Raw genomic sequence first — 17,409 nt, 5'->3', positions numbered from 1 at the left:
GGAAGGGGGCGGAGTCAGGAGGTTCTGACCCAGATCCGGTACGCGCCGGTGCCGCCGGAGCTGAGCCGGAAGGGGATCTTGCCGACCAGCCGGTAGTGGCCGCTCTCGGTGACCTGCCGCTCGATGTAGGCGTCCTGTGCCGGGGTGCCGACACCGTCCAGGAGGACGAGGTCGAAGTAGCCGTCCCGCAGAGCGAGGCGGTACCCCTCGTTGCCGTGGTGGACGACGCCCTTCTTGTCCGGGTAGCCGATGCCGTAGGTGGAGGTCCACTGGGAGTGGTTCGTCTTGTCCCGGAGGTAGTAGACGGGCACCTCGTAGGTCTCGCCGAGATAGTGGCCCCTGGGACTCATGTGCGGCTCGATCGCCTTGACCATGGCCGTGGAGTCGGGCCACAGCCCGTAGCGCCACTCGGACTGCGCCACGCCGAGGCACAGCGCGGTGACCCAGAGCATGACGCCGAGCTGCGGATACCGGAAGTGCTTGCCGACCAGGCGGATCACGCCGATGCCCGCCATGGGCGCGGCGAACAGCAGACCGAAGTCGAGGTGCTTGTAGAGCGAGACGGAGGTGTGCAGATAGATCTGGTACGCCGGTGCCAGCAGCGCGCTGCCGGTCAGTGTGAGGCCGAGCAGTGTGCGCCAGCGCCGGCCCGGGCCGTCCAGTCCGTAGGAGCGCGGTGACTCGTTCATCCGGCCGCGCACCGCGTACGCGACGGCGCCCGCGACGGCGGTGACGAACATCAGGCCGCCCCATTCCAGGGACTTCTCCAGCAGCGCGGTGGCCATCTCGGTGCCGTGGGCGCGGTTGGTGGTGGTCTGCCGCACGCCGGCGAGCACGTCGGTGTAGACGAGGCCGAGCCCGGCGAGGCCGACGGTGCCGACACCCAGCAGGAGCGCACGCGGCAGGCAGCGCCAGCCGCGGTGATGCCAGGCGGTGAGCGCCGCGAGGACGACCAGTGTGGGCACATACAGGGCGGAGGCGTACTTCACCGCGACCGCCAGCACCATGACCGGTGCGGCGAGCAGCACCGCGACCACGGGGGCACGGCCGGTGCGGACGATGATCCACGCGGACAGCGCGAGCAGGAAGATCGCCGGGGCGTCGTAGGTCGCGAACCAGCCGAGCACGATCGTCGGCTGGGTCACCGCGAACAGCGCGGCCGCAACCAGCGCGACCCGCTCGTTGAACAGGTGCCGGGTGAAGGAGTACAGCAGCACGGTGGCCGCCAGCAGGCACAGCAGGCTGAGCGCCCGGGCCCCGGACAGGCCGAGGTGGCCGTCCACGAAGGCCGCCAGCACCGGGTACAGCATCGGTGAGCCGGAGAAGTAGGAGTCGTAGCCGCTGTGCAGCGGGGTGCCGTGCGCCCAGTGATCGATGATGTTGTGCCCGGCCGCCAGGTACAGCGCCTCGTCCTGGAAGGCGGTGTTGGACAGCCGCAGCGACAGCAGCGCCTGGATCAGGAGCAGGACGGCGAGCAGAGCGCGGCTCACCCAGGCCCGGCGGCGGCTCGGAGTGTCGTCCCAGCCCGCGTCCGGCGTCTGCGGAACGTGGTACTCCGGCTCCGCCGCCGTCTCCGGTACCGGCACCGTGCGCAGGGCGACCGTCTGCTGATCCGCCGGCTGCTGGTACGGGTAGGTCCGGGAGTCGTAGTCGTACGTCTCGGGGATGTCGTAGCCCTGCGGCTGCCGCGGGATGTACCCGTCGGAGTTGAACCAGCCGCCCTGCGCCTCTTCCTCGGCGTACGGGTCGTACGGCTGGGGCGTGTAGTGATCGGGTCGAGAGGTCATGACGGCTTCCGTACGTCGAAGCCGAAACGGTCGTCGGCAGCCAGGCGCCTGAACTCCTTCAGCGCCAGCGGGCTCGCCTCCAGCCGCCAGTCGGCGCGCTTCTTGTAGTCGAACCAGATGAAGCCGATCATGTCGTCGTCCGCCTCGACGCCCGCGAACAGGTTGCGGACGTCGGCGCGGCGCCGCTCGCCGGGCATGGCGGCGGTCTCCAGCAGGAGCATGGGCTTCTTGGTGAAGGTGCGGATCTGGTCGCGGGTGGGCCCGAAGACACTGTCGAAGGCGTTGTCCTGGCCGAGGGTGAAGTACCCGATCAGTCCGACCCAGTCGACGTAGGCGTCACCGGGGTAGTAGGGCTTCAGTTTCACGTTCCGGACCGGGTTGACGATGTTGGGCGACCAGGCCCAGATGACATTGGTGGCGCCGGCGTCGACGAACGTGTCGTGGATGTGCCGCCAGGCGGCCACGTACTGGGCGGGGGTCACATGGTCCGTGCCCCACTTCTCCCATTGACCGTTGAACTCGTCTGCGAAGTCGATCACCACGGGCAGGTTCAGCCTGCGCACCGCGGTCGCGTACTCCGTGAGGTAAGCGTCCGACTTGCCGGACGCGATGTCGCCGACCGTGGTGTCGAAGGGCTCCCAGGACATCAGCGTCAGCGCGCCCTCGGCCCAGGCGTTGCGTACGCCGGTGGCGTCGAAGCCGTCGCCCCAGCCGGCGTAGTACTCGATCAGGTTCGGCTGCTTGCCGGTCGCCCTCGTGTACGCATCGACGTTCTTCATGGAGGTGGGGGCGTCCGGCACGGCCGCCCCGAAGTACTTCTTCGCCGGCTTCAGCAGCGGTGTGGCGTCGTAGGGGACGTCCTTGCCGTCCGTGGAGTGCTGCGAGGACGCCGTGCCGTCGGACGGTGACGCGTCGCCGGAGTCGTCGCCGAGCAGCGAGCAGCCGCTGAGGGCGAGGACGCCGACCAGACAGCCGGTCAGGGCCGCACGCACGGTGCAGAATCGTTCCTTCAGTCGCATCAGGCGGCCGCCTCCGCGCGCGGTTGGACCAGCACCCGGCCCACCACCAGCGCGTAGAACAACCCGGATGACAGGATCAGGGCGAAGTCCGGGGCGTTCATGGTGAACGTGCGGTACACCGCCGCGGTGACCCAGACCAGCGCCGTGCCGCCGCTCCACACCCACATGCCGATCCAGAAGCGCCGCGTCTTGTTCTTCTTGGCACCGGAGGAACCGGTCGGCTGCCAGCCCATGCGGTTCCTGCGCAGGATGTCCCAGATGGCGAAAACATGCGCCCAGCCGTACATCATGCGCGCCGCCCAGGCCTCCAGGCGGTAGGGCGCCCGGTGCCACATGGGGAAGATGATCGTGGTGTAGAGGACGCTGGGCAGCACCAGGAGCAGATGCTCGACCTTGAGCTTCTCCGGCATCAACAGCAGCAGCACGATCGGGACGACCGGCGCCGCGAAGGTGAACAGCGCGGTGTGGATGTAGTAGAAGAACCCGGACATGTAGCACAGGCGGCTGGAGAGCCTGATTCTCGCCTTCCAGAACTTGCTGCTGCCGAGCAGGCTCATCGAGCCCGAGCACCAGCGGTACTGCTGATTGAAGAAGGCGCCCGCGCTGTCCGGGCACACGCCGGTGGACACCGCGACCGGCACATACCGCAGGTCCCAGCCGAGCCCCCGCAGGTCAAAACCGGTGTGCACGTCCTCGGAGTGCTCGATCAGCGTCGTACCGCCGTTGGTCTCCAGGGCCGCCCGTCGGTAGATCGCGCAGGAGCCCACGCAGATCGCGCCGTCGCTGCCCTGCCGGGACACCTGGACGGAGCGGTAGAACAGCTCCTGTACCGCGCCCGCCCCGCGCTCGATCCAGTTCTGCGAGTCGAGCACGCGGAAGTACTGCGGGGACTGGACGATGCCGATGCGCGGGTCGGCGGCCATGTACGGCAGCAGCTCCTCCAGCAGATCCGCCCGCGGGGTGAAGTCCGCGTCCAGGATGAGGATGAACTCGCCGTCGGACCGCTCGAAGCCGAAGTGGAGATTGCCGGCCTTCTTGAACCAGCCGCGGTTCTCCCTCGTGCCGTAGCGGAACCCGAAGTCCCGGGCCATTGCCGCCAGTTCGGGACTCGCGCCGTCGTCCAGCACGAACGGCACGCATTCCCCGGGGTACCGGTCGGCCATCGCCCGCACGTGCCGCCAGGTGTTGTGCAGCACCTCGATGGGCTCCCCGCACACCGGCAGGAACACGTCGACCGAGGGGTAGACCTCGGGCCGCCAGTTCTGCACCAGCCGCCGGTGGTGGGCGATGTCGAAGTCACGGGTGAAGCCGTTCACCCGCAACGACACCAGGTAGTAGATCACCGTGAACACCAGCAGCGGCGTGTAGATCCACAGCACCGGTGTCGACTGCGCCAGCTTGAACTGGCTGACCACCAGGCAGCAGAAGCTGACCAGCGAACTGATCGTCAGGATCCACAGATGCCGGCGGGCATAGGAGTACTTCTCCCTGTCCGTCGGCGGCACCGGCAGCAATCCCAGCGAGGCGCTGTCGTTCCGACCGGCTCTCCGCCGCCCGCCGCCCTGACGCGCGACAGCCCTGCGCCCCCCGGTGCGCGCAGCACCAACTGATGTCATGAAAAATCCACCCCTGGACCGAGAACGGCCCGTCGACCCCCACCCGTGCCCGGCCGCCCCTTTCGAATCAGCGACCGAACGACGCGAGAATATATGAAAGGTGTGAATCTTGTAAGTGATCAGTGAGGGACTTGCGTACGCTACGCCCGGAAAGCGTGATATCTACCTGTAACACACAGGTAAATTACCGGTTCCGTCCGGCCGCGCGGTCGCTCAGCAGCACCCCGCCGACGGGAGCGAGCGCTTGTTCCGCGCCTCCTTGCTGCGCGCGGCCAGCAGCTCGTCGGCGGGGTAACCGACCTCCTCCAGGGTCAGCCCGTGCGGCCGTACGACATGCACGGCGGAGTCCCGCACCCCGGCCGCCAGCACCTTCCCGGGCCACTCCGGCCCGCGGTGCCCGTCCCCGACGAACAGCAGCGCGCCGATCAGCGAGCGCACCATGTTGTGGCAGAAAGCGTCGGCCCGGACGGTGGCGGTGATGATCCCGTCGGAGCCGCGCACCAGACTCAGCTCCTGAAGGGTCCGAATGGTCGTGGCCCCTTCCCGCTTCTTGCAGTACGCGGCGAAGTCGTGCTCGCCGAGCAGCGCCCGCGCGGCCTCGTTCATGGCGTCCACGTCGAGCGGCCAGTCGTGCCAGAGGACATGGCCCCGCAGCAGGGGGTCCACTCCCCCGGGGTTGTCCGTCACCCGGTACGCATAGCGCCGCCAGATCGCCGCGAACCGGGCGTCGAAACCACTGGGCGCCTCCCTGAGCGCCCATACCCGCACGTCCTTCGGCAGCCGTCCGGCGAGCCGCTTGAGCAGCTTCTCGTGATGCTCCCGCCAGACGCCCTCGGGCAGATCGACGTGCGCCACCTGCCCACGCGCATGCACCCCGGCGTCGGTGCGTCCGGCGACGGTCAGCTCGAACGTCTCCCGGGAGCGGGTGACGGTCCGCAGCGCGTCCTCGATCTCCCCCTGCACGGTCCGTCTGCCGCCGGCCTGCTTGGCCCAGCCGTGGAAGTCGGTGCCGTCGTAGGAGAGGTCGAGGCGGATACGGACATGACCGGGCTGTACTTCACTCACCCTTGGATCCTCTCAGGTACGCAAAAGCGGGCCCGCCCGGTGAAGGGCGGACCCGCTCAGCTCAAGGCAGAGCCTCAGGCCTCCGTCGACTCTTCGGCGGGAGCCTCGGCGGCGTCCTCGGCCTTGGTCTCCTCGACCTTGGCCTCCTCGGCCTCCTTGACCGCACGCTTGGTGGCGGCCTCGGCCTCGCCCACGGCCTTCTGCTGCACCGTCAGCGCCTCGACCAGCTCGATGACGGCCATGGGCGCGTTGTCGCCACGGCGGTTACCGATCTTGGTGATGCGGGTGTAGCCACCGGGACGGTTCTCGTAGCGCGGGCCGATCTCGGTGAAGAGCGTGTGGACGACGCTCTTGTCCGTGATGACCTGGAGCACCTGACGGCGGTTGTGAAGGTCGCCCTTCTTCGCCTTGGTGATCAGACGCTCCGCGTACGGGCGCAGGCGGCGGGCCTTCGCCTCGGTGGTGGTGATACGGCCGTGCTCGAAGAGGCTCTTCGCCAGGTTCGCGAGGAGCAGCTTCTCGTGCGCGGCGCTGCCGCCCAGACGGGCACCCTTGGTGGGCTTCGGCATTGTTCTTCTCCTGTGTGTCTGCCCCGGCCGTGTCAGGTACCGGGGTCAGTATCTGAGCAGACGGTTGTCTGTCAGAGATCCGGGGTCCGCTGACGCGAACCCCGGAGGCTGTGGAGATCAGTACTGCTCGGTCTCCACGAAACCCGCGTCCGCGTCGTCGTCGGCGCCGAAGGCGTCGGCAGCGGCCGTGGGGTCGAATCCGGGCGGGCTGTCCTTCAGGGCCAGGCCCATGCCGGCCAGCTTCGCCTTGACCTCGTCGATCGACTTCGCACCGAAGTTGCGGATGTCGAGGAGGTCGGCCTCGGAGCGCGCGACCAGCTCACCCACCGAGTGGATGCCCTCACGCTTGAGGCAGTTGTAGGAGCGGACCGTGAGCTCCAGCTCCTCGATCGGCAGCGCGAGGTCGGCGGCCAGGGCGGCGTCCGTGGGGGACGGGCCCATGTCGATGCCCTCGGCGTCGATGTTCAGCTCGCGGGCGAGACCGAACAGCTCGACCAGGGTCTTACCGGCCGACGCCATGGCGTCACGCGGACGCATCGCCTGCTTGGTCTCGACGTCGACGATCAGCTTGTCGAAGTCGGTGCGCTGCTCGACACGCGTGGCCTCGACCTTGTACGTGACCTTGAGCACCGGCGAGTAGATCGAGTCGACCGGGATACGGCCGATCTCCTGGCCCACCTGCTTGTTCTGCACGGCGGAGACATAGCCGCGGCCGCGCTCGACCGTCAGCTCCATCTCCAGCTTGCCCTTGCCGTTGAGCGTGGCGAGGACGAGGTCGGGGTTGTGCACCTCGACACCGGCCGGGGGCGCGATGTCGGCGGCGGTGACCAGACCCGGGCCCTGCTTGCGCAGGTACATCACGACCGGCTCGTCGTGCTCCGAGGAGACGACCAGCTGCTTGATGTTGAGGATCAGGTCGGTGACGTCCTCCTTGACGCCCGGCACGGTGGTGAACTCGTGCAGGACGCCGTCGATGCGGATGCTGGTGACAGCAGCGCCGGGGATCGACGACAGGAGGGTACGGCGGAGGGAGTTGCCGAGGGTGTAGCCGAAGCCCGGCTCCAGCGGCTCGATCACGAACCGGGAGCGGAACTCGTCGACGACCTCTTCGGTCAACGAGGGACGCTGAGCGATCAGCATGTGTGGATCAGATCCTTCATTCGTGGACGCCCGCTATTTGACGTCCGACGGAAACCGCACCCGTGAAAAGTGCGGGTACTGCAAGGGTACGGGCGGTACGACCCTTACGGTGCCGTACCGCCCGAATCCTGAGCCAGACGAAGGCCGTGCGTCAGACGCGGCGGCGCTTCGGCGGACGGCAGCCGTTGTGCGGGGTCGGGGTGACGTCCTGGATGGAGCCGACCTCGAGGCCCGTGGCCTGCAGGGAGCGGATCGCGGTCTCACGACCGGAGCCCGGGCCCTTGACGAACACGTCGACCTTGCGCATGCCGTGCTCCTGGGCGCGGCGGGCGGCCGACTCGGCGGCCATCTGCGCGGCGAACGGCGTGGACTTCCGGGAGCCCTTGAAGCCGACGTGGCCGGCGGAGGCCCAGGAGATCACGTTGCCGGACGGGTCCGTGATCGAGACGATCGTGTTGTTGAACGTGCTCTTGATGTGCGCGTGGCCGTGAGCGACGTTCTTCTTTTCCTTGCGGCGCACCTTCTTGGCAGCGCCCTGACGTCCCTTGGGGGGCATCTACTAACTCCTACGGGAGGTGGTCGGTCCTACAGCGAAGACCGTGGACAGGTGTCCGCTGCGGACTACTTCTTGCCCGGCTTCTTCTTGCCGGCGATGGCGCGACGCGGGCCCTTGCGAGTGCGGGCGTTGGTGCTGGTGCGCTGACCGCGGACGGGCAGACCGCGACGGTGACGCAGACCCTGGTAGCAGCCGATCTCCACCTTGCGGCGGATGTCGGCCTGGATCTCGCGACGGAGGTCACCCTCGGTCTTGATGTTGTTGTCGACGTACTCACGAATCGCGACGAGCTGCTCCTCGGAGAGGTCGCGAACGCGGGTGTTCGGGTCGACGCCGGTCGCAGCCAGCGTCTCCTTCGAGAGGGTCCGGCCGATGCCGAACACGTAGGTGAGGGCGACCTCCACGCGCTTTTCGCGCGGGATGTCAACACCGGAAACGCGTGCCATTCAATGGCTCCTGGTGATCTTCGGAGGTCTTCCGCAGAACCGGCTCCCAGTCGCCGTATCAGGTACGAACTGGGTCCCCGGCCTCCGAACCGGGGGTGTCGAGCTGGTGGGCTCGGGTTCTGCGTATGAACATATTCAGCTCGCGTCGCGCGAATCTCTGCGATAGAGGTGCAGAGGGTTACGGTCGTGCGTCAGCCCTGGCGCTGCTTGTGGCGCGGGTTCTCGCAGATGACCATGACCCGACCGTGACGGCGGATCACCCTGCACTTGTCGCAGATCTTCTTGACGCTCGGCTTGACCTTCATTGGATTGAGGTTCTCCGGGTCAGTGCCACCACCCCGCGGGAGCGGGATGCGGGCAAGATCTACTTGTAGCGGTAGACGATCCGGCCACGCGTCAGGTCGTACGGAGACAGCTCCACCACGACCCGGTCGTCAGGGAGGATGCGGATGTAGTGCATACGCATCTTGCCGCTGATGTGTGCCAGGACCTGGTGGCCGTTCTGGAGCTCGACCTTGAACATCGCGTTCGGAAGAGACTCGACGACAGTGCCCTCGATCTCGATGGCACCTTGCTTCTTGGCCACGCTTCGCCCTTCGAATCGACTACCTTGTTCGACTCACGTCGCAGTCTCACGCTTGCAGGCATGAGGGTGCACGAGAGCCGACGAGTCAGTCTACGTCGGCGCACCGGGAAAGGCGAATCGAGACAGTCTGCCCCAGGCGGGAGATCACTAACCGAGCGGATCGGGGGCAGCGGTGATGCCGTACTCCGCCAGCTTGGCCTTGCCGCCGTCCGGGGCGGTGAGGACCAGGGGGCCCTCCGTGGTCAGGGCGACCGAGTGTTCCCAGTGCGAGGACCAGGTGCCGTCCGTCGTGATGACCGTCCAGTCGTCCGACAGGACCTCCGTGCGCGGGGTGCCGAGGGAGACCATCGGCTCGATCGCCAGGCAGAAACCCGGGACCAGCTTGGGGCCCTTGCCGCGGCGCCGGTCGACGTAGTTCAGCAGATGCGGGTCCATGTGCATCTCGGTGCCGATGCCGTGGCCGCCGTAGTCCTCGATGATCCCGTACTTGCCGCCGCCCGGCTTCGGCTGCCGGCGGATGTACGTCTCGATCGCCCGGGAGACGTCGACCAGCCGGTTGCCCTGCTTCATGGCCGCGATGCCGGCCCACATCGACTCCTCCGTCACCCGGGAGAGCTCGATCAGCTCCGGAGCGTGACCGGAGCCCACGAACGCCGTGTAGGCCGCGTCACCGTGCCAGCCGTCGACGATCGCGCCGCAGTCGATGGAGATGATGTCGCCGTCCTTGAGGACGACCTCGTCGGAGGGGATGCCGTGGACGACGACGTCGTTCACGGACGTGCAGATGGTGGCGGGGAAACCGCCGTACCCCAGGAAGTTCGACTTGGCGCCGTGCTCGGCGAGGACCTTGCGGGCGACCTCGTCCAGGTCCTTGGTGGTGGCGCCGGGCACCGCGGCCTCGCGGGTGGCCGCGTGGATGGCGGCGACGACCAGGCCCGCCGCACGCATCTTCGCGATCTGCTCGGGCGTCTTGATCTGCACCATGGGGGCCTGCGCTCTCCGTCACTCACATCGACTGGGATATCTGTACAACAGTACGGCCGCGGCACCCGGGAGGGCGCCGCGGCCGTAGGAGCCGGGATCTCAGCTCTCGGCCTTCTCGCGCTTGAGGGCCTCCAGGGCCCGCTGCGTGATCTCGTCCACGGGACCCAGCGCGGAGATCGTCACGACCAGGCCCTGCGCCTTGTAGTAGTCGATGATCGGCTCGGTCTGCGTGTGGTAGACCTCCAGCCGCTTGCGGACGGTGTCCTCGGAGTCGTCGTCGCGCTGGTACAGCTCACCGCCGCAGACGTCGCACACGCCCTCCTTCTTCGGCGGGCTGTACGTCACGTGGAAGACGTGCGAGGACTCGTTGCGGCAGATACGACGGCCGGCGATCCGCTTGACGACCTCGTCCTCCGGGACCTCCAGGTCCAGGACGGCGTCCAGCTTGATGCCCTCGGTCTCCAGCAGCTGGTCCAGCGCCTCGGCCTGCGACACATTGCGCGGGAAGCCGTCCAGCAGGAAGCCCTCCTCGGCGTCCGGCTGCTCCATGCGGTCCTTGGCCATCGCGATGGTGACCTCGTCGGGGACGAGGTTGCCGGCGTCCATGTAGGACTTCGCGAGCTTGCCCAGCTCGGTCTGCTGGCTGATGTTGGCCCGGAACAGGTCGCCCGTGGAGATGTGCGGAATGGCCAGCTTTTCGGCGAGGCGGACGGCTTGCGTTCCCTTACCGGCACCCGGCGGCCCGACGAGGACGATACGCATCAGCGGAGGAACCCTTCGTAATTGCGCTGCTGGAGCTGGCTCTCGATCTGCTTCACCGTCTCGAGACCGACACCCACGATGATCAGGATGCTGGTTCCACCGAACGGGAAGTTGTTCGTCGCCCCGAACCCGACCAACGCCATTGTTGGCACGAGAGCAATCAGACCCAGATACAGCGAACCCGGCCAGGTGATCCGGTTGAGCACGTAGCTGAGGTACTCAGCGGTCGGTCGGCCAGCCCGGATGCCCGGGATGAAGCCACCATACTTCTTCATGTTGTCGGCGACTTCCTCGGGGTTGAAGGAGATCGCCACGTAGAAGAACGCGAAGAAAACGATGAGCAAGAAGTACAGAGTGATGTAAATCGGGTGGTCGCCCTTGGTCAGGTTGTTCTGGATCCAGTTCTTCCAGCCCGAGTTGCCCCCCGCGAACTGCGCCACGAGCGCCGGGATGTAGAGCAGCGAGGAGGCGAAGATGACCGGAATCACACCCGCCTGGTTCACCTTGAGCGGGATGTACGTGGACGTACCACCGTAGGAACGACGGCCGATCATGCGCTTCGCGTACTGCACCGGGATGCGGCGCTGGGCCTGCTCGACGAAGACGACGAGCGCGACCATGACCAGGCCGACCAGGATGACGGTGCCGAACTCGATCCAGCCGCCGGCCAGGGTGCCCTGCTTCTTGATGGCCCACAGCGCGGACGGGAAGGTCGCGGCGATCGAGATGAACATCAGGATCGACATGCCGTTGCCGATGCCGCGGTCGGTGATCAGCTCACCGAGCCACATCACCACGGCCGTACCGGCGGTCATGCAGACGACCATCGTGATGGTCGTGAAGATCGCCTGGTCCGGGACGATGCTCGTGGCGACCGAGCAGCCGTTGAAGAGCCGGCCGGTGCGGGCGGTGGCGACCAGGCCGGTGCCCTGCAGGATGGCGAGCGCCACGGTCAGGTACCGGGTGTACTGCGTGATCTTCGCCGTACCGGCCTGGCCCTCCTTCTTGAGGGCTTCCAGACGCGGGATGACCACGGTCAGCAGCTGAAGGATGATGCTGGCCGTGATGTAGGGCATGATGCCGAGCGCGAAGACCGTGATCTGCAGCAGCGCACCGCCGCTGAACATGTTCACGAGGCCGAAGAGGCCCTGGTTGGCCCCGGCCTCGGTCACACACTGCTGGACGGCCTTGTAGTTGACGCCGGGGATCGGGATGTGGGTACCGACCCGGTAGACCACGATGATGGCCAGCGTGAAGAGCAGCTTCTTGCGCAGGTCGGGCGTCCTGAACGCCCGGGCGAACGCGGTGAGCACGGTGCCTCCTGCGACCCCCGCGCAACTGCGTCAAGGGTGACGGTCTTGAGGTTCGACGGATACAGACGAATAGCTAACGGTCAACTGCCGCTCAGGGTGCCCCATGGGAGCAGCCAGAAAAAGTAGGCAGTGCTGGCCACCTTACCGGCGAGAGCACCCCCCTTGGAACGACCAACCGGGGATACCCCTTTTGTGGAGTATCCCCGGTCGGGATCGTTCACGTCATCGAGGGACCTGAGGAACTCAGACCAGCTCGGTGACCGTACCGCCGGCGGCGGTGATCTTCTCCTTGGCGGAGTCGGAGACGGCGTCGACCGTCACCTGCAGCGCCACGGAGACCTCGCCCTGGCCGAGGACCTTGACGAGGCTGTTCTTGCGAACGGCACCCTTGGCCACCAGACCCTCGACGGTGACCTCGCCACCCTCGGGGTAGAGGGCGGCCAGCTTGTCGAGGTTCACGACCTGGTACTCGGTCTTGAACGGGTTCTTGAAGCCCTTCAGCTTCGGGAGGCGCATGTGCAGCGGCATCTGGCCGCCCTCGAAGCGCTCCGGAACCTGGTAGCGGGCCTTGGTGCCCTTGGTACCACGACCGGCCGTCTTACCCTTCGACGCCTCACCACGACCGACACGGGTCTTGGCGGTCTTGGCGCCCGGGGCGGGACGGAGGTTGTGGATCTTCAGCGGGTTCTGCTCCGCCATGATCAGTCGACCTCCTCGACCGTCACGAGGTGGCGGACGGTGTGCACCATGCCGCGGAACTCGGGGCGGTCCTCCTTGACGACCACGGTGTTGATCCCCTTGAGACCAAGCGACCGCAGGGTGTCACGGTGGTTCTGCTTGCTGCCGATGTAGGACTTGACCTGCGTGATCTTGAGCTGCGCCATGATTACGCACCCGCCCCGGCACGCGCACGAAGCAGAGCCGCGGGAGCGACGTCCTCGAGCGGCAGACCACGGCGGGCCGCGATCTCCTCGGGACGCTGCAGGCCCTTCAGGGCCTCCACGGTCGCGTGCACGATGTTGATGGCGTTGTCGGAGCCGAGCGACTTCGACAGCACGTCGTGGATACCGGCGCACTCGAGCACGGCGCGCACCGGACCACCGGCGATAACACCGGTACCCGGGGACGCGGGCTTGAGCAGCACGACGCCGGCAGCCTTCTCACCCTGGATGGGGTGGGGGATGGTGCCCTGGATCCGGGGGACCTTGAAGAAGTGCTTCTTGGCCTCCTCAACACCCTTGGCGATGGCGGCCGGCACCTCCTTGGCCTTGCCGTATCCGACACCCACGGTGCCGTCACCGTCGCCCACCACGACCAGCGCGGTGAAGCTGAAGCGACGACCACCCTTCACAACCTTGGCGACGCGGTTGATCGCGACAACGCGCTCAACGTACGCGGTCTTCTCGGCGGCAGCAGCGCCGCCGTCACGGCCCTTCCGGTCCCGCCGCTCGCCGCCACCGGCACCGCCACCGCGGCGCTGGGGTCCAGCCATTGGATTACCTCTCTCTTTCCGCTAGCTACAAGCGGCTCAGAACTTGAGCCCGGCCTCGCGGGCGGCGTCCGCCAGGGCGGCGATGCGCCCGGCGTACTGGTTACCACCACGGTCGAACACGACGGCCTCGACACCGGCGGCCTTGGCACGCTCGGCGACCAGGGCGCCGACCTGCTTGGCCTGCGCGGACTTGTCGGCCTCGCCACCACGGATCGACGCGTCCAGGGTGGACGCCGACGCCAGGGTGTGACCCTTCAGGTCGTCGATCACCTGCGCCACGATGTGGCGGTTGGAGCGGGTCACGACCAGACGGGGGCGCTCCGCCGTACCGGCGATCCGCTTGCGGATCCGGATGTGACGGCGCTTGATCGCGGCGCGCTTGTAGGCGTCGCCCTTGAGGATCTTCTGCCCGTATGCCATGGCTTACTTACCCGCCTTTCCGACCTTGCGGCGGATGACTTCGCCCTCGTACTTGACGCCCTTGGCCTTGTACGGGTCGGGCTTGCGCAGCTTGCGGATGTTGGCCGCAACCTCGCCGACCTTCTGCTTGTCGATGCCCTCGACCGAGAAACGGGTCGGGGTCTCCACCTTGAAGGTGATGCCCTCGGGGGCCTCGACGAGGATCGGGTGGCTGTAACCGAGAGCGAACTCCAGGTTCGAACCCTTGGCGGTCACTCGGTAACCGACACCGCTGATCTCGAGCTTCTTCACGTAACCCTGGGTCACGCCGGTGATCATGTTCGCCACCAGCGTGCGGGAGAGGCCGTGCAGGGCCTTGCTCTGACGCTCGTCGTTCGGGCGGGTCACCTGCAGGGTGCCGTCCTCGCCCTTAGCGATGTCGATCGGAGCCGCGACGGTGTGGGACAGCGAGCCCTTGGGGCCCTTGACCGAGACCGTACGGCCGTCGATGGTGACGTCCACGCCGGCGGGAACCGCGATGGGGAGCTTGCCGATGCGCGACATAGCTGTTTCCTCCGTTCCCTTCTGCTACCAGACGTAGGCGAGGACTTCCCCACCCACGCCCTTCTTGCCGGCCTGCTTGTCGGTGAGGAGCCCGTGGGACGTGGAGATGATCGCCACGCCCAGGCCGCCGAGCACCTTCGGCAGGTTGGTGGACTTCGCGTACACCCGGAGACCGGGCTTGGAGATCCGCTTGATGCCCGCGATGGAGCGCTCACGGTTGGGGCCGAACTTCAGCTCCAGGACGAGGTTCTTGCCGACCTCGGCGTCCTCGACCTTCCAGCCCGTGATGAAGCCCTCCTGCTGGAGGATCTCCGCGATGTGCGACTTGATCTTGGAGTGCGGCATCGACACCGAGTCGTGGTACGCCGAGTTCGCGTTCCGCAGACGCGTCAGCATGTCTGCGATCGGATCAGTCATGGTCATGAATTGGCCTTCGGCCTCTCTCGCCGGGGTTTCCTGGTGCGCCATCCCTCTCCCCGATCCGAGACGGGACGGGTGCGGCGCGGTGGACCTACGGCGTAGTAAGTCGTACGGGCGGCGACAGACGCCCAACCCCACAAGCCTAAGGCATGCGGGCTGGGCGTCTGACCGCCCTATCTACTTACCGAGAGCCTTGGTGATCCCGAATTACCGGGACTACCAGGAGCTCTTGGTCACGCCCGGCAGCTCGCCACGGTGAGCCATCTCACGAAGGCACACGCGGCACAGGCCGAACTTGCGGTACACGGAGTGCGGACGGCCGCAGCGCTGGCAGCGCGTGTAGCCACGCACACCGAACTTGGGCTTGCGAGCAGCCTTGGCAATCAGAGCCTTCTTCGCCATCTCGCTCACGCCTCCTTGAACGGGAAGCCGAGGTGACGAAGGAGCGCGCGGCCCTCAGCGTCGTTGGTCGCCGTGGTGACCACGGTGATGTCCATGCCCCGGGTACGGTCGATCTTGTCCTGGTCGATCTCGTGGAACATGACCTGCTCCGTGAGACCGAAGGTGTAGTTGCCACGGCCGTCGAACTGCTTGGGGGACAGGCCGCGGAAGTCGCGGATGCGCGGCAGCGCGAGCGACAGGGTGCGGTCCAGGAACTCCCACATGCGGTCGCCACGGAGCGTGACGTGGGCACCGATCGGCTGGCCCTCGCGCAGCTTGAACTGCGCGATGGACTTGCGGGCCTTGGTGACGGCCGGCTTCTGACCGGTGATGGTGGTCAGGTCGCGGATCGCGCCCTCGATCAGCTTCGAGTCACGGGCGGCGTCGCCGACACCCATGTTGACCACGATCTTGACGAGGCCGGGAACCTGCATGACGTTCTCGTACTTGAACTCGTCACGCAGCTTGCCCGCGATCTCCTCGCGGTACTTCTGCTTCAGACGCGGAGTGGTGGTGGTAGCCATCAGATGTCCTCACCCGTCCGCTTGGCAACGCGGATCTTGTTGCCCTCTTCGTCGAAGCGGTAGCCGACACGCGTGACGACCTTCTTGCCGTCCTTCTCCACGACCAGCTGGACGTTGGAGACGTGGATCGGCGCCTCGGTGGTCACGATGCCGCCGGCCTGGGAACCGCGAGCGGTCGGACCGGCCTTGGTGTGCTTCTTGACCCGGTTGACACCCTCGACCAGGACCCGGTCCTCGCGGGGGTAGGCCGCGATGACCTTGCCCTGCTTGCCCTTGTCCTTACCGGTGATGACCTGGACCAGGTCGCCCTTCTTGATCTTCATGCTTACAGCACCTCCGGCGCGAGCGAGATGATCTTCATGAACTTCTTCTCGCGCAGCTCACGGCCGACCGGGCCGAAGATGCGGGTGCCGCGAGGGTCGCCGTCGTTCTTCAGAATGACGGCGGCGTTCTCGTCGAAGCGGATGTACGAGCCGTCCGGACGACGGCGCTCCTTGACGGTGCGAACGATGACCGCCTTGACGACGTCACCCTTCTTCACGTTGCCACCGGGGATCGCGTCCTTGACGGTGGCGACGATGACGTCACCGATGCCCGCGTAGCGGCGACCGGAGCCACCGAGCACACGGATGCAAAGGATCTCCTTCGCACCAGTGTTGTCGGCGACACGCAGTCGCGACTCCTGCTGGATCACGTCTATCTCCTGTTTGTCTGCCGGTTCCCGGCAGGGGCTTCAGTTACGAGAGCCCCTGCCGAGCCTGGCGGAACTGACCTGCGGGTTTGCCCCGCAGGAATTACTTGGCCTTCTCGAGGATCTCGACGACGCGCCAGCGCTTCGTCGCGGACAGCGGCCGGGTCTCCATGAGGAGGACGCGGTCGCCGACACCCGCGGCGTTCTGCTCGTCGTGCGCCTTGAGCTTGTTGGTACGGCGGATGACCTTGCCGTACAGCGCGTGCTTGACGCGGTCCTCGACGGCGACGACGACGGTCTTGTCCATCTTGTCGCTGACGACGAGGCCCTCACGGGTCTTGCGGAAACCGCGCGCCTCAGTGTTCTGCTCAGTCACGTTCTTCTCGCTCATCAGGCGTTCTCCACCGTCTCGATGCCGAGCTCACGCTCACGCATGAGGGTGTAGATCCGGGCGATGTCCTTGCGGACCGCCTTGAGACGGCCATGGTTCTCGAGCTGGCCCGTCGCCGCCTGGAAGCGGAGGTTGAACAGCTCTTCCTTGGCCTCGCGGAGCTTCGCCAGAAGCTCCTCGTTGCCCAGCTCGCGCAGCTCGGACGCCTTGGTACCGGCCGACATCACGCTTCACCTGCCTCGCGCTTGACGATCCGGCACTTCATCGGCAGCTTGTGGGCCGCACGGGTCAGCGCCTCACGGGCGATCTTCTCGTTGGGGTACGACAGCTCGAACATCACGCGTCCGGGCTTGACGTTGGCGATCCACCACTCCGGAGAACCCTTACCGGAACCCATGCGGGTCTCGGCCGGCTTCTTGGTGAGGGGACGGTCCGGGTAGATGTTGATCCAGACCTTGCCACCACGCTTGATGTGACGCGTCATGGCGATACGAGCGGCCTCGATCTGACGGTTCGTCACGTACGCCGGGGTGAGCGCCTGGATGCCGTACTCGCCGAACGCAACCGTCGTGCCACCCTTGGCAGCGCCGCTGCGCTTCGGGTGGTGCTGCTTGCGGTGCTTGACCCTACGGGGGATCAGCATG

At 66.8% G+C, this 17,409-nt stretch carries 26 protein-coding genes; all 26 read right to left on the bottom strand.

The genetic code is table 11. The features are described 5' to 3' along the window. Nucleotides 1-14: 14 nt before the first annotated feature. On the bottom strand, nucleotides 15-1,787 hold the full coding sequence (locus ACZ418_RS05270) for a glycosyltransferase family 39 protein (RefSeq protein ID WP_468357191.1): 1,773 nt from the start codon (nucleotides 1,785-1,787) through the stop codon (nucleotides 15-17). Then, nucleotides 1,784-2,806, bottom strand: coding sequence for a glycoside hydrolase family 26 protein (locus tag ACZ418_RS05265; protein ID WP_468357188.1), 1,023 nt, complete (start codon nucleotides 2,804-2,806; stop codon nucleotides 1,784-1,786). Before ACZ418_RS05265 ends, ACZ418_RS05270 begins: the two co-directional genes overlap by 4 nt. Beyond that, nucleotides 2,806-4,221 (bottom strand): glycosyltransferase family 2 protein, encoded by a 1,416-nt coding sequence (locus ACZ418_RS05260; protein ID WP_468358850.1) that lies wholly within the window; start codon nucleotides 4,219-4,221, stop codon nucleotides 2,806-2,808. Before ACZ418_RS05260 ends, ACZ418_RS05265 begins: the two co-directional genes overlap by 1 nt. A gap of 414 nt (nucleotides 4,222-4,635) precedes the next feature. Beyond that, entirely contained in the window at nucleotides 4,636-5,487 is an 852-nt protein-coding gene (gene truA, locus ACZ418_RS05255; RefSeq protein ID WP_468357185.1) for a tRNA pseudouridine(38-40) synthase TruA, read from the bottom strand. 74 nt (nucleotides 5,488-5,561) lie between these two features. Beyond that, nucleotides 5,562-6,056, bottom strand: coding sequence for a 50S ribosomal protein L17 (gene rplQ / locus ACZ418_RS05250; RefSeq protein ID WP_468357182.1), 495 nt, complete (start codon nucleotides 6,054-6,056; stop codon nucleotides 5,562-5,564). Nucleotides 6,057-6,173: 117 nt separating this feature from the next. After that, nucleotides 6,174-7,196, bottom strand: coding sequence for a DNA-directed RNA polymerase subunit alpha (locus ACZ418_RS05245; protein ID WP_003966937.1), 1,023 nt, complete (start codon nucleotides 7,194-7,196; stop codon nucleotides 6,174-6,176). Between the two features lie 151 nt (nucleotides 7,197-7,347). After that, entirely contained in the window at nucleotides 7,348-7,752 is a 405-nt protein-coding gene (rpsK, locus tag ACZ418_RS05240) for a 30S ribosomal protein S11 (protein ID WP_003956432.1), read from the bottom strand. A 65-nt stretch (nucleotides 7,753-7,817) separates the two neighbouring features. Further along, the gene (gene rpsM, locus ACZ418_RS05235; protein ID WP_009300593.1) at nucleotides 7,818-8,198 is read right to left on the bottom strand and encodes a 30S ribosomal protein S13; all 381 of its coding nucleotides are present in this window, start codon (nucleotides 8,196-8,198) and stop codon (nucleotides 7,818-7,820) included. A 191-nt stretch (nucleotides 8,199-8,389) separates the two neighbouring features. Then, nucleotides 8,390-8,503 (bottom strand): 50S ribosomal protein L36, encoded by a 114-nt coding sequence (gene rpmJ, locus ACZ418_RS05230; protein WP_003998809.1) that lies wholly within the window; start codon nucleotides 8,501-8,503, stop codon nucleotides 8,390-8,392. 59 nt (nucleotides 8,504-8,562) lie between these two features. Beyond that, entirely contained in the window at nucleotides 8,563-8,784 is a 222-nt protein-coding gene (gene infA / locus ACZ418_RS05225) for a translation initiation factor IF-1 (protein ID WP_003948620.1), read from the bottom strand. Between the two features lie 147 nt (nucleotides 8,785-8,931). Beyond that, the gene (map, locus tag ACZ418_RS05220; protein ID WP_468357179.1) at nucleotides 8,932-9,768 is read right to left on the bottom strand and encodes a type I methionyl aminopeptidase; all 837 of its coding nucleotides are present in this window, start codon (nucleotides 9,766-9,768) and stop codon (nucleotides 8,932-8,934) included. Nucleotides 9,769-9,867: 99 nt separating this feature from the next. Further along, nucleotides 9,868-10,530 (bottom strand): adenylate kinase, encoded by a 663-nt coding sequence (locus ACZ418_RS05215; protein WP_468357176.1) that lies wholly within the window; start codon nucleotides 10,528-10,530, stop codon nucleotides 9,868-9,870. Then, nucleotides 10,530-11,843 carry a preprotein translocase subunit SecY gene (gene secY, locus ACZ418_RS05210; protein WP_468357173.1) on the bottom strand — a complete coding sequence of 438 codons (1,314 nt, stop codon included), beginning with the start codon at nucleotides 11,841-11,843 and terminating at the stop codon, nucleotides 10,530-10,532. The genes ACZ418_RS05215 and secY overlap by 1 nt, the downstream gene beginning before the upstream one ends. 243 nt (nucleotides 11,844-12,086) lie before the next feature. Further along, nucleotides 12,087-12,542: a 50S ribosomal protein L15 gene (rplO, locus tag ACZ418_RS05205; RefSeq protein ID WP_468357170.1), complete on the bottom strand. Its 456-nt coding sequence runs from the start codon at nucleotides 12,540-12,542 to the stop codon at nucleotides 12,087-12,089. Between the two features lie 2 nt (nucleotides 12,543-12,544). Further along, the gene (gene rpmD / locus ACZ418_RS05200; RefSeq protein ID WP_003998814.1) at nucleotides 12,545-12,727 is read right to left on the bottom strand and encodes a 50S ribosomal protein L30; all 183 of its coding nucleotides are present in this window, start codon (nucleotides 12,725-12,727) and stop codon (nucleotides 12,545-12,547) included. A gap of 2 nt (nucleotides 12,728-12,729) precedes the next feature. Further along, entirely contained in the window at nucleotides 12,730-13,335 is a 606-nt protein-coding gene (gene rpsE / locus ACZ418_RS05195) for a 30S ribosomal protein S5 (protein WP_009190144.1), read from the bottom strand. Between the two features lie 36 nt (nucleotides 13,336-13,371). Next, on the bottom strand, nucleotides 13,372-13,755 hold the full coding sequence (gene rplR, locus ACZ418_RS05190; RefSeq protein ID WP_030641198.1) for a 50S ribosomal protein L18: 384 nt from the start codon (nucleotides 13,753-13,755) through the stop codon (nucleotides 13,372-13,374). 3 nt (nucleotides 13,756-13,758) lie between these two features. Then, on the bottom strand, nucleotides 13,759-14,298 hold the full coding sequence (gene rplF / locus ACZ418_RS05185) for a 50S ribosomal protein L6 (protein WP_468357167.1): 540 nt from the start codon (nucleotides 14,296-14,298) through the stop codon (nucleotides 13,759-13,761). Between the two features lie 24 nt (nucleotides 14,299-14,322). Next, entirely contained in the window at nucleotides 14,323-14,721 is a 399-nt protein-coding gene (gene rpsH, locus ACZ418_RS05180; protein WP_014674378.1) for a 30S ribosomal protein S8, read from the bottom strand. A 213-nt stretch (nucleotides 14,722-14,934) separates the two neighbouring features. Next, nucleotides 14,935-15,120: a type Z 30S ribosomal protein S14 gene (locus ACZ418_RS05175; protein WP_003948630.1), complete on the bottom strand. Its 186-nt coding sequence runs from the start codon at nucleotides 15,118-15,120 to the stop codon at nucleotides 14,935-14,937. Between the two features lie 5 nt (nucleotides 15,121-15,125). Beyond that, a complete protein-coding gene (gene rplE, locus ACZ418_RS05170) occupies nucleotides 15,126-15,683 on the bottom strand; it encodes a 50S ribosomal protein L5 (RefSeq protein ID WP_061920719.1) in 558 nt (185 codons plus the stop codon). Continuing rightward, nucleotides 15,683-16,006, bottom strand: coding sequence for a 50S ribosomal protein L24 (gene rplX, locus ACZ418_RS05165; RefSeq protein WP_350962687.1), 324 nt, complete (start codon nucleotides 16,004-16,006; stop codon nucleotides 15,683-15,685). Before rplX ends, rplE begins: the two co-directional genes overlap by 1 nt. Before the next feature lie 2 nt (nucleotides 16,007-16,008). Beyond that, nucleotides 16,009-16,377, bottom strand: a complete 369-nt coding sequence (gene rplN, locus ACZ418_RS05160; protein WP_003998823.1) for a 50S ribosomal protein L14 — start codon at nucleotides 16,375-16,377, stop codon at nucleotides 16,009-16,011. Between the two features lie 100 nt (nucleotides 16,378-16,477). Continuing rightward, a complete protein-coding gene (gene rpsQ, locus ACZ418_RS05155) occupies nucleotides 16,478-16,765 on the bottom strand; it encodes a 30S ribosomal protein S17 (RefSeq protein ID WP_055706472.1) in 288 nt (95 codons plus the stop codon). Beyond that, nucleotides 16,765-16,989 (bottom strand): 50S ribosomal protein L29, encoded by a 225-nt coding sequence (rpmC, locus tag ACZ418_RS05150; protein ID WP_007494763.1) that lies wholly within the window; start codon nucleotides 16,987-16,989, stop codon nucleotides 16,765-16,767. The genes rpsQ and rpmC overlap by 1 nt, the downstream gene beginning before the upstream one ends. Then, nucleotides 16,989-17,408, bottom strand: a complete 420-nt coding sequence (gene rplP / locus ACZ418_RS05145) for a 50S ribosomal protein L16 (protein ID WP_030967307.1) — start codon at nucleotides 17,406-17,408, stop codon at nucleotides 16,989-16,991. The genes rpmC and rplP overlap by 1 nt, the downstream gene beginning before the upstream one ends. Nucleotide 17,409 lies beyond the last annotated feature (1 nt).

The organism is Streptomyces sp. NPDC030820, from assembly GCF_055572075.1.
The sequence above is the reverse complement of the archived record's forward strand: the minus strand, read 5'-3'. Positions and strand labels throughout refer to the sequence as shown.